The 12,629-nt window shown below is 56.4% G+C and carries 4 protein-coding genes; all 4 read left to right on the forward strand.

What is annotated here, in order from left to right; translation table 11 throughout:
• Positions 1-256 precede the first annotated feature (256 nt).
• The 4 genes from ALP40_RS17470 (at position 257) to ALP40_RS17485 (ending at position 12,560) form a co-directional block, all read left to right on the forward strand.
• A complete protein-coding gene (locus ALP40_RS17470; RefSeq protein ID WP_122209456.1) occupies positions 257-2,047 on the forward strand; it encodes a hypothetical protein in 1,791 nt (596 codons plus the stop codon).
• A 35-nt stretch (positions 2,048-2,082) separates the two neighbouring features.
• Positions 2,083-6,849, forward strand: coding sequence for a hypothetical protein (locus ALP40_RS17475; protein WP_122209457.1), 4,767 nt, complete (start codon positions 2,083-2,085; stop codon positions 6,847-6,849).
• A gap of 66 nt (positions 6,850-6,915) precedes the next feature.
• Positions 6,916-12,033, forward strand: coding sequence for a hypothetical protein (locus tag ALP40_RS17480; RefSeq protein ID WP_122209458.1), 5,118 nt, complete (start codon positions 6,916-6,918; stop codon positions 12,031-12,033).
• A gap of 41 nt (positions 12,034-12,074) precedes the next feature.
• Entirely contained in the window at positions 12,075-12,560 is a 486-nt protein-coding gene (locus tag ALP40_RS17485; protein ID WP_122209459.1) for a hypothetical protein, read from the forward strand.
• Positions 12,561-12,629: the final 69 nt, after the last annotated feature.

The raw sequence follows: 12,629 nt of genomic DNA on the forward strand, positions 1-12,629 counted from the left end.
TGGCGGACCTCGCAGGTTGAAAACGAGACGAGCGCACCGGTTGACTGCCGTGCAATCCATGCGCCTGAGTCATAGGCGGCACTTCAGAGCTCCTGCCTGAGGAACCTGCAAACCTGAAGGCCTCGTTCAACCGTACCAGCTCCCAACGAGCCGGGGACCTAGCAGTTGTGCGAGTAGGCAGACGACACGCGCAGGCTTAAAAAGACTCCATTCACAGCCATCTGGCTGAACGCGCCAGCTTGAAAGGAGCTCACTTATGGCCGTCGATCTTCCGCCACCCAAGGTCCCCGAACTGCAACAGCCCGGTAATTTCGTGGATCTTGAGCAATTGGGTAGTGCTCCACTGCTGACCTATGTCTGGTATCCCGACATCGCCGAGGGGCAGTACTTTGTCGTCAACTGGCGCGGTTGCGGTGCGCAAGGCGAGGTGGTGGATGTGTTTGACACGATCGTTGATGTCGTAGCCCCTGACGACGATGGCATGCCGGTGTTGATTCAGAACCAAAAACTCATGAGCCTTGATCAGGGATGGGTTTTTTATTCGTACTACGTACCTGACAGCGTTCAGCCGGATAAGCAAAACGAGTCATTGCGGCTGTTTTTCAATGTAGGGAAACGATCCACCACATCCTTGGCTGTGCCGCAGTGTAAAGAGTCCCACGACCTCAAACTGGATGTGACGGCGAACTCGATACCCAATGAATTTCTGTTTGTTACGCCGCCGTACAAGGCCATGCGAGCGGGCGACAAAGTGACGCTTACGCTGGACCTGTACTTTGCTGAGGATTCTTTCTTTACGTCATTGATTCGGCCTCATACAGTTACCGATGCTGAGGCAGGGCAACCTCTGGTGTGGAAAATCCCTTCAACCGAGCTGGAGGCGATTGGGGGGGGGTACGCGCTTATGAGCCAGAAAATCGACTATGCCGAACCCACGTTCACGACACAGGGGCCTGTCCAGACCCTGAACATCGTACCTGCGGCCGTCCCTTTGCTGCCTAGGCTGGAAATCGTGGGTGTGGAGGGCGACTCGCTTGATCCGCAGGCCTTTCCCGATGGCATCACCTTGAAAGTCGAACCATACGCAGGCCTGCGTATCGACGATGAGGTGGTTGTCTACATCAGCAGCGAAAGCCGCTTGGTGAAAACATTGCGTACCGATGTATCGACGCTCGATAGTCAGGTGCTTGAGTTGACAGTGGAGCAAGACTGGCTCCTCAGCCACAACGGTAAAAAAGTGGACTTCATGTACCAGTACGCGCGGCTGGCGGCGGCGGGCAGTTCTGTGTTGCGCACGGTCACGTTGCGCCAGCCGCTTTTCCTGCCTGCGCCGGAGATCGCTCAGGCCACCCTCGACGACGAGAGTGAAACCGGTGTCTCTGGGCATGCCTTCGCGCTGGCATTGGTCGGTGGGGTGCAAGTTCGTACCCCCCAGGAGGCTGTCATTGGTCCCGATGACCAGGTACGCATGCATTGGGACGGATACGGCAGCACCGGCAGTTTCATTGCAGAACCTTCGGAGGCTGATCGCCAGCTATTTCTCATTCCGGCATCCGCGGTGCCTGCCAATATGGGCAAGCGCTTAAATGTGTATTACGAAGTGATCGACCAGGAAGGCCTCAGCCGGTCGAAAGTGTTCGATCTGGAGGTCAGGGGTATCGACAGCGGCTGGCCGACCCTTCAAAACGTGCAGCCATTCACCGTCGATGGGTGGCTCACGCTTGCGCAAGTACCCATCGAAGGTGCAGGGCTGGAGCTCGGCTCATGGACCTACATGGCTGAAGGGCAGCGGGTGCGGATCATCGCTTGCGGATTATCGACAGGGGGTGTCCCGCAATGTGTCGATGTGCGCACGGGCGATGCCGAATCAGTGACCGCGGCTGAGTGTATGGCCGGAAAAGTCTCGGCACTCATACCGAAAGGCTTCCTGGAGGGGCTACTGCAAGACGCCGAAACCAATAAGGTGACGGTTGAGGTCAGCTTCGATGAGGGCGCCACCTATGTGCAGTTCCCTTTCATCACCTTCCGCCTGAGGGATCAGGTGTAAACCGATAGAGCTACAACTCATAAGGAGTATTCGCCATGGATGGCAACACGCTGGAACGTCTATTGGCCTGGATGCAGGCCCCTGAAAACAATGTTATGCACGGATGGGGTGCGATTGCGATCCTGGGGCGCAAGAAAGTCAATGAGTTGCTGGCGCAGCAACACGTGACACGTTCCTCAGCCTATCCCTGGTTACCGCTGATCAGTGGTGTGGTCGATACGATTGCGGGCAAGCGTCTGGATGCCATCTGCGGTTTCAGACTGGATGCACCGCAGTTGTCTTTCGAAAATGCTGACCTGGACAGCGATCATGCCACCTTGAGCTGTTCGGTGACCGCCGGTGCCTGGCTTACGATGAGTCGCAGAGACAACCAATGGCAGATCCAGCGCATTGTGGAAATAGACCCATTGCTGGGCCCACGCGTGGTGCTGGATCTTTACCTGACCAAGACGCCGGGAAGCGTGTCCGATGACGGGCGCATCATTCTCGATTTGAAAGACAGTGATGAGGTCAGGCTGACAGGCGCCGGCACCGAAGACGAGCAACTGCTGGTGGGCAATCTGTTCAAGAGTCTAATCAGCCAGTTGCCTGACGATCAGCGGATATGGGAAATCGCCAGGATCGAAACCGAAAACGCAGCCTTGCCGCTGATGAAGCCGGCGTCCTTCAGGCTGCAGGTCAAGGCTGATCCCCAGGCATCGATGAGTGCGGAGACTGCGACTGATCGCGAAGGGGCTGTTCTGGTTTGCATCAATATGGTGGATCGGGGGCAGGGCGGTACTTTACCGGCTGACTATCCTTACTTCATTCCGGATGATACCGGCAAGGATTACTCTGCAAGCGTGCTGATGCCCAAAGAGACCGTATTGGCGGCTATGCTGGCATCGCTTGCGCACATTTATGGCAAGTCTGATTTTGAACTTACCAACGATGCGGACGGTACGCTCTTGCAGGCGCAGTTGACGTCCGGGGTGTTGAACGTTCCAAGCCACCTGATCACTCAAACCGATCCCGATACCGGCGAAGAAACACAGCTTCTGATTCATGAAATGGCGTTTGAACTCACGCCCGATCTCCCAGCGACAGTGGCGTTTGGCGACGACGGGATTCAGATGACCTGGTCATCTAGATCGATCACTGGCATGACGTTCACTACCGAATCGGCAGAGTCCTTCTACCGGTTCGGGGTCGATGTCGTGCTTCATGCTGCTTATCAACTGATCGACGGACACTGGACCAATACCGCGTACACATTTGATAAAAACATTATCGCGCTCCCGCCGACTGCCGGAGAAAAAAATGCCTGGGACGACATGCTCGGGGCGATCGGAACTCTTATGAGCATCGTGAACGAAGCCATAACCAATATGTTGACTGGGCATGTCGATCCTTTGTTTCAGCAAACATTTCCAGTCGAATCGAGTTTTGAAGATTTTCTTAATGAACAGCTTACGCTTGGTTTTGGTCAGTTCGTCCAGAGCGATACTCTGCATGTGCCCAAGGACGTTTTGATTCTTGGTCATGTGAACCCGAAGTCAACTTCGTTTGTCGTAAGCCCCCTGCAGCCTTTGATGATGGCCGGCAGCAGTCAATCGTTCGTCACCCAGCCGACCCTACAAAACCTGGCCTGGTCGGTGGAAGCGCTCGAAGGCGGCTCGGTTGAAAAGGGTTGTATAACGCCCGCCGGACTTTATCAGTCGCCGCACGCCAGTGCGTTAGATGGCCAGATGCGGGTGCGGGTCGTTGCTGAGGACAGGGCGACAGGACACTCCAGTGCCGCTCTGGTCACCGTCCTGGCGAACCCGTTGACGGTCAGTCCACTGGTTCAGGTTTGCAGCACCGGTGAAACCGTCGAACTCGCGGCCAAGGGTTTTGCCGATGAGCCATTGCAGTGGGCAATAGCCAATCCGGTGTCGGGTGAAAGTGGTTCGGTCAGGCCCAGTACAGCGCCCGGTGGCGATCACACCTATGTGGCTGGCCCCAAGGTGAGCGAAAAGACCTATGTACTGGATGAGATAAAGGTTAGCGGCCCCTCCGGCGCGCGTTCGGCCTGGATTCTGGTGGTGCAGAAAACGCCTGTTCTGGTCGTCAAGCCACGGGTCAATGACGCCTCTACCGGTCAAGCCAGTTTGCAGGCGCTCTGGAGCGGCGCTGAAATCAAACCTGTCTGGACCTTGCCGCTGGGTGGTCCCGGCTCGATCGACGCTGATGGCAAATACCAGGCACCTGATAACATACAGGATCGATTCGCGCTGGTTTTGGCTACGTACTCTGACGCCATGTTTGGCGATGTGGAAGGGCACATCATCCTGCCGCTCCCACTGTCGGACTTTAAAGATGAGTTGACCTTGATGGGTGAGGACGCGGCCCCCGGCGGATTGCTGTCCCTCAGCCAGCCCAAGGCTTCTCCAAAACAGAGTGCGCCAGCGGCCGATACCTCGCTGGAGGGCCTTGTCGAATGGATGGCAGACCCCGCCAATAACGTAATGTGGGACTGGGACGCCATCGCGGCTATGGATCGCAGCAGTGTCAATTCGCTGTTGTTGCAAGAGTATATCCATCGCTTTTCCTCTGACACCTATCTGCCTGCGGTGAGTGGTCAGGTGCCGACGGTCAACAATGAATGGATCGAGGCAATTCATGGGTTCCTGCTGGATGCGCCTCGTCTGGCTTTTGTTAACGACGATCTGGGCGATTCCCATGCCTCCTTGACCTGCGCCATTCTGGGCGGAATACAGCGGACCCTGCACAAGAATGTCGACAGTTGGGACGTGGTAAAGCTCACCCGATTTGACCCGCTTCAAGGGCCCAGGCTGACGCTCGATCTGCGTCTGGACCAGGTTGCGGGTCTGGTCGAAGACGATGGCCGTGTCAGACTGGACTTGCAGCACAGTGACAACTTCATCCTGACATTCGCCGAATCGGAGTATGAGAAGAAGCTGGGGGGTGACTTTTTCAAGGACCTGTTCAATCAGCTTCCGGATGAGCAGCGGATCTGGACATTGGGCACCATTGGCCCCGGTTCCAATACCTTGATGCGCGCTGAGTCGTTCAAACTGCGTACGCAGACGCGTCCGCAGGGATCATCGCAAGCGCAGCAGACTGCAAGTAATGGCGACGGTGCGATTCTGACGTTCATCTGCATGGAGGACGGCTCGACGGGGGGGGATATTCCGATTGAATACAGGTACTTGATTCCGGACGAAGACTCAGGACGCTATGGCGCGACGGTTCTGTTTGCGGAGGGGAGGATAAACAAGGCTGCGAAAGTCATCGAGACCGTGACAGCGCTCGTTTCTTCTGCTTTTGAGTACATCGAATTCGATTACATCAAAGATGCCGATGGTCGAGTGACCAAAGCCACTGCGCGAACAGGACAATTGCTGATCCCTTCTGCATCCAAAGATCTACTACCGGTTTTTCTGGACGGCAAGTACGTTACACCCAGGGTTTTCAGAACCGGGGCTTCCTATGATGCCCATACTGTTTCAATGCCTTTGACGATTACGCTGGACGGCAATCGCAACGCGGTTTTGACTTGGCAAGCTGAGGCGCGTGAAGGCGTCACCCTTGAGTTTCCTGATTCAATTTATCCGGTGTTTGTGGCCGTCAACACGATCGCCATTGAGGTGACGTGCCATTATCTGTTTTCTGATGACGACAACGATCTGGTGCTCAAACCCACACTGGACCTCCGCGTGCGGAGTGAAGAAGGAGAGCTGAGTTTCGAATCACTGGAAGGCATACCGGTGGAGGACTATGCCCTGTTGCTGACAATGGGCGTGGTTGCTTTAGGCATCGTCTCTTGGGACAAAACAAGGATGGGGACGGACATTCAAGCACTTCTGGCCAAGGTGCTTCAGTTCAGGTTGCCAGTCAGTGCGTTCATTGAGGAAAGCATCCAGCTCAACTTCAATCATGCCATCGTGAGCGACGTCTTTCGTGCACCTCGGGATATCGCATTGTTCGGTCGTATCGCCCCGGCCGCGACCCGTTTTGTCGTCAGCCCCCAAGAGCATTTGATGACTGTAGACAGCGCGATGAAATTCGCGACCGAGCCTGCGGGTATGCAGGTGGACTGGAGCGTCGAAAAACTGCACGGAGCTTCAGAGGATGCCGGTGCTATCAGCGCGATGGGCAAGTACTACGCGCCGCAAGCCCTCTCAAAGGCTGAGTCTTTCATTCGCCTAAGGATCACCGCAACCGATCAGGCAACGAGCCACCAGAGCTCCGCGTTGGTGACCGTTGTAGCCAGCCCGGTGAGCCTCAATCCGCTGATTCAAGTGTGTGATAACGGGCAGAGCGTTGAGCTGGCCGTCGGCGTGACGGGCATCGATGACGCGACGTGTGCGATCAAGAATCCAGTGGAGGGAGAGAGCGGCACGCTATCACCCAGCACCCTGACTGATAGTGGCTACACCTACACCGCCAGCTCGGCGGATGTCAGAAAAACCTATGTGCTGGACGAAATCGTCTTTGCCAATCAGGACTTCAGTACGTCCGCCTGGGTGCTGGTTCAAAAAAATACTCCGTTTCTGACCATCAAGGCGACGATTGCAGAGCAAGACGGCACAAGCGCCGAGAAGGTCCTCCTACAGGCCATTGGCAATGGAAATGTGGTCACTGCCACCTGGTCGATGCCGCTGGGCGGGCCTGGCTCGATAACAGATGGTGTGTACAGCGCTGGCGAGGAGGCGGACAAACACTTTGTCCTGATTTTAGCCACCGTCCAGCACGTTGTCATGGGCGAGTTGCAAGGTCACATCATTCTGTCTTTGCCGCTGGCCAGTCACTTTTCCTAACACTCAAACACGAGTCAGAAAACACGCAAGTCAGAAAACCACGTTGGTATCACAGGAGGTGATGTCATGGCCGGTCATTCAGCAGAAAGTCTGTTGGCATGGATGCAAGATACAACCCGGTTGAGAGGCTGGGACGCAGTAATAGCGCTTGACGCTAAAGCAGTCGACGGTCTGCTCACGCAGGCCTATCAACTCGGAGTAGGCCAGGGGCTGGCGCAGCCCGTCCCTGATGGAAGCATCGCCGTTCCCGATACGAATATTTCGCATTTTTTCTCGGGACTGGTACTCGGGCCACCTGCGCTGTCGTTCGAGCACAGTTCACTGGAAAGTGCGCCAGTGGCGTGGCGAATGTCTGCTCTCAGCGGCACACATACTGTTGTGGAGAACAGCCAGGGGCATAACAGCATCCTGAAGATGTTCGCCTATACCCCGTCAGGTGTCGCAGATCTGCATCTGGATACGGATCTGACCAATCAGGGCCCGGCGCTGGCGGTCGACCTGAGCGTGAGCGAAAACGTGACGCTGGATTTTTCCGGCAGCAGTCTCACGGAGCAGCGCGAGGCTGGCAAATTCCTGCAAGCGTGGTTTCGCGATCCGCAGAACCGGCAACAAAAATTTACGCTGGGCGTTTTTGGCGAGCAGAGTAATCCGCTGCTCAACGTACGCAGGGTTGATGCACGCACGCAACGTGAAAGCGCTGAAGGTGCAGGCGATGCCGATGGCAGAGGTGCCCTGCTGCTGTTTACCACGCTGGAACATGGCGCCACAGGCGGATTCCCCGACGACGCTGCCGACTTCCGCTACTTGATCCCCAACGATGTCGGGAAAGATTATTCGGCGACAGCGGTGTTCTCCTCCCATGCGTTGCACCGTGCAGCGTTCGGCCATGCGGTGATGCAAGCACTGCAAAGCCCGGACTTCGAGTTCATCGTTCCAGAAGAAAAACCGCTGGAGCGAATGGTCGCAAGGGCCGGTCTATTTGATGTTGCGGCAGAGCGATACCAGACTGCTGACTTCGAGTTCGAGTCAACGCCGCTCAGCATTCCTGCAGTCAGCGCTCAGAAATCCCTGACCATCGACTTCGATTACAGTCAGGCAGCGCAGAGCTGGAGTTTTCCCGTCAATATCGACTTCCGGTACAGAGCGTTAAACAGCACTGAATGGAAATCACGCAGCGAAACGTTCAACGTCAACCTCGAGTACGTCTTTCATCTGGTGCCCGGCGAGTCCGACGACCAGGTGATGGAAGGTCATTTCTACGTGCCCTATGACAATGATGAGGAAGTCAGCGCCGTTGAAGGGCGACTGGACGACCTTACCGATCCAGAACAACGGCAGATCAAGGGTTTTGTGGCGCATACCGTCAAGCACAGTTTGACGAAGGCGCTTGGCCGCACGCTCCACACCCAAGGCTACGACAGCGTTCTGAGCGGCTTCGATCTGGGTGAAAATCAGGTCGTGCAAGCGTTGACGCAACGTATGCCTCATGACCTCGCCGTATTCGGCCAGGTCGACTCCGCCGCCGCAGCGTTCAAGATTGTCGAGCAGCAGGCACTGGTGCCTGCGGGTGCGCAATTGCAAATGACCACTCGACCCGCGCGCGCTGGCCTGGTGTGGAGCGTCGAAAATCCACCTGGCATTAACGCCAGTCCAGGCACTGTCGACGGGCAGGGGATTTATACTGCACCCGACGCGCAAGCCCTCTTCCAAGCGTTTCAGCAAGTACTTGTCACCGCCACCGACCCTGTAACGCAGCAACGCAGTACGGTACTGGTAACCGTGCAGGCTGACGTCTTGAGCATTAATCCGTTGATCCAGGTCTGCAATTACGGCGAGCGCGTCAGCCTTTCTGCCACCACACTTGGCGGGGGTAACCTGGCCTGGTCGATCGTTGACCCTGTAAGCGGCGAAAGTGGCTCGCTGGAACCCGAGGCCGATGGCGCGGGCGGGCAGGTGTATGTCGCGGGGCCAAAGGTCTCGGGCAAAACGTCTGTGCTGGAGGAAATAGCCGTCAGCGACGGGCAACATACCCGGTCGACCTGGATACTGGTTCGCCAGATGCCGTCCGCACTGACCATAGAAGCCGTCCAGGACAGTGGTTTGGGCGACGGCGAGATACGCTTGCAGGCCAGAAGTAACGCCAACGGCAGTGTCGTTTCCGGGGTGGAGTGGTCTAAGCCCGCCAGCATGGCTGGCAGCTTTTCTGGCGACGTCTACAAAAGCGACCCTAAAGCCCTGGACCGTTTCGTACTGATTTTCGCAAGGCTCAACGATCCTGATTGGGGCGTCTTCGAGGGGCATATTATCTTGCCGTTGCCGCTGGACCGTTCTGCAGAAATCTTGAAAAGGCTGTTGCTGCCTCCAATACCCACCCAGGGATGGGGGGCCATCCTGGCCGTCAGCGGCGAGGAGCTCAACAAGCAGCTCGAACAGCAATACGTCGAGCGTTACCAGCATTTCGCCTTCCTGCCTCTGTTCAATGGCGTTATCGCAATAGACGCGCATAACGTCGAGAGCGTGCATCTGCAGCAGGTCGAGCTGGGCGTGCCGTCCGTGTCGTTTCTGGCTGCGGATGCCTCCTCCGTTACGGTGACGATGAACATGGTGGCCGGACGCTACAGCAGATCACGTCAACCCACGGGCGGTGCAGCCTCGGTGTCCGGCAGTTTTAAAATCGCTGAATCGATGGGGTTTCACGTCACCATGAACGTGCCTCTGCAGGTGGACAGCGAAGGTCACGTAACCTTGAATCTGGCCAAGGGCGAGGACTTTGACTGCAATCTGGCTGGCGTCGACGCGGTCGCCAATCAAAAGCTGTCAGGTTTTTTCGCGGCTGAGTTCCAACAGATTGCCCTGCATCGTGCCGTGTTCGTCCTGCTCGGCATCGACCTCAATCATTACGACGCCCAGTCGCCTGCGGGCGTACGCGTATTGACCCTGCCTGCGCCCGGGGCGCGAGACGCGGGTGCTAGACATTTCGGTGAAGGTGCGCTCGTACTACTCATTCGCATGCGTTCCAGTCATGGCGACGGCCAGTTCCCGTTGAACAGCGAGTTTCCTTATCCGTTTCCGGCCAGGCTCAAAGCGTGTTCAGGAAAGTCCTATGGGGCTTCGCTGGTCTTGTCCAAAGACATGCAGTACGGCATCGAGAAAGATCGGCCGCCTGTATTGGGCAGCCTGCGGTCTGGCGCTGGAACACGGCTCGCTGCGTCCGATATCTACGCGGCAGATGATCTGCTGGTGTTCGCCAACCTTGAAGCCGCGCAGGCTTCGGTCACGCCGTTGCTCTCGACCCTCGTGGCGGGGCAGACTCAGCGTTTTGCCTTACGTGACGAGCAGGGCCAGGAAATCGCCGCCTCCAGCTGGAAGGTGTTCAGCCTGCAAGGCCATAGCGCTGCGGTGAACGGCACAATGACCTCAAGTGGCGTTTACACGGCTGCCAGTGCTGCGCAGATGGGCCATGATGCGCTGCGTATCGTCGTCACCGCCACTTACGACAATGCTGGCAAGTCCCGCACCGCCTCGGCGCTGTTGAGCGTGGTATCTGAACCGATGGAAGTTGCGCCGCGTGTCATGGTCGTGGCCGGTGGTGATCAGGTGCAGCCTGTGGTGCTCAAGGCATCGGCGCTGGGTGGTGCACCGCTCAGTTGGGCGTTGCAAGGGGGAGAAGCCGGCACGTTGACCGAGCGCGACGGCGGGGCGCTGTTCACACCGGACGCCAGGTCCGGAAGACGAGCATTGGCCACCCAGCAGATCTCAGTGCAAGGCGATGAAAAAAGGCAGGCAACGGTATTGATTGCCAACGGCCAGCAGGCGCTGCGCATCGAGCCTGCGGTCGTCCCCAGAGCACTTAAAGGTGTGCCGGTTCAACTGCATGACGATTCCACGCTGTTACCCGGCTACGAGCGGCGCTGGAAAGTGAAGGGCGGCGCGGGCAGTGTCGATGCTCAGGGTGTATTCACACCGCCCCTGGACTACCTGGGCAGCAGCGTTGTGAGCTGTGAAGTAGTCAACAATAACGTCGTGTTGGCCAGCGGCTATGCGGTAATCGAGGTTTCTGATGTCGTCGATGAGCCGTCCTGGACAGAGCTTTCGATGTTTACGGTGACCGTGCCGGGTAACGTAAGCAATCCAGCTAAAGGCAGCCTCTATCCCAACGGTTATCAACAGCTGAGGTTACAAATCAAGACGCAGGTCATGCCTGTGGACGGGGTGGAATACTCGTTGAGCGGCACAGAGCAGGCGTCGATGCGTCTGGTGGACAACGACACCGGGCAGGTGATCGAGTCTGTCGAACCACCCTTAGACGGTATTCCCGAGGGCAGCATTCAACACTGGTGCTTGAACGCCACGAAGAACCGGTTCCAGCTACCCCCGTTAGCCAACGCGGCGGCCGAGTCGCCCAAGCGTTCGGTTGTCGCCACCGATCACTATCTGCACAGCAGGGCTCCGCAAGGTTATACGGGAACCTTTCATGCCACCTTTCAGCAGGACGGCAACCGTTGGTGGACCTCTGAAGGGTTGGAGGGTGTGAACAGCAAGGTGGAGATTACACCGAGAGGCATTCCCCGGTTCGATACGTCCCATTACCTGTTTGTTCCCACGCGCGCTGAGGGCTCTGGCGGAAATCCAACCGCTACACCGCCTGGCGAAGGGGAGCCTGATGACGTCTTTAACCTGAACCTGCACACGACCGATTACTGGAACTTGAAGATTCGATACCCCAACACTAATGAAATTTTCGATTTCGTGGTGCTGAAGTTTTTACCGTCCAGCGGTGAACGCGTCTCGACCTCCATGATTCTCTGGGAAAGTGAGCAGCAAGCCGAAACGTTTTTTAGTTGGACTGGTTACATATTTAATGATCCAGACGCAAGTAATGACGTTGATAAGATCCTGTTTGATGGCTCTCTCGAACACGTCATAAAGGGTGTGGAGTCTTTGGATATACCAGTCGATAGGGAGGTTTTCGAGTCTGGTGGGCTGACCATCAGTTTGCACCGAACGCCCAGCGTGCCGTATATCGGCCCTGGCGATAATAACCGTGACACGTTATACCGCTCGTTGGTGGTGAGTCTACTTGATGAATTGGGGAATGTGCATCGGCGCCGAATCAGTTTTCTGTCGGAGGGTACAGTGGGCAGGCGCAATCGTCTGATGCATACCCTTTACATCCCCCTCTGACAGCATGCTTTTGTAACCGTGAATGACAGGGAGTCCTTATCATGAATGTTTTAAACCGCTTCTCGGCCTGCGTGCTCATTGCAACGCTGGCGGGGTTTGGCGTTGATCGCCTCGCGTCCGCAAGTTCTGATGTCGATCCGGCGCGGAGTATCGAACTCAGGGAGAATCAGGACGAAGGGGGCAACAGTTGCACGATCGCTATTGAAACATCGTCCATCACCGTCAACTTGAACGAAGAAGAATATAACTGTGAAAATGACGAGATGCGGTACTTCAGACTGAATAATGTACGGTCGGCTACCGAGATAATCCTGGAAAGCAGAGATTGCGACGACAGCGGTGGGTGGGTGTTGGGTATGAAAACCTATATTGATCCGGTGACCACCGGGTTGATCTCTATTGAGGGTCTTAAAGGACGGCCGATGCATGAAATTGTTGCGCCGGGTGTGTGGATGATCCGTCCGTATGACGGCGATGAAAATACCCCTGGAAAGTTATCCTGTCTGCGAATCAATATTTCCAAGTGACCGAATGTTTAACTGTGTGCACGCCCTTTGGTGTGCACCATTTATAGGGTTCTGTGCAATTAAGCACTG

Source organism: Pseudomonas viridiflava (assembly GCF_003702045.1).
GTDB lineage: Bacteria > Pseudomonadota > Gammaproteobacteria > Pseudomonadales > Pseudomonadaceae > Aquipseudomonas > Aquipseudomonas viridiflava_C.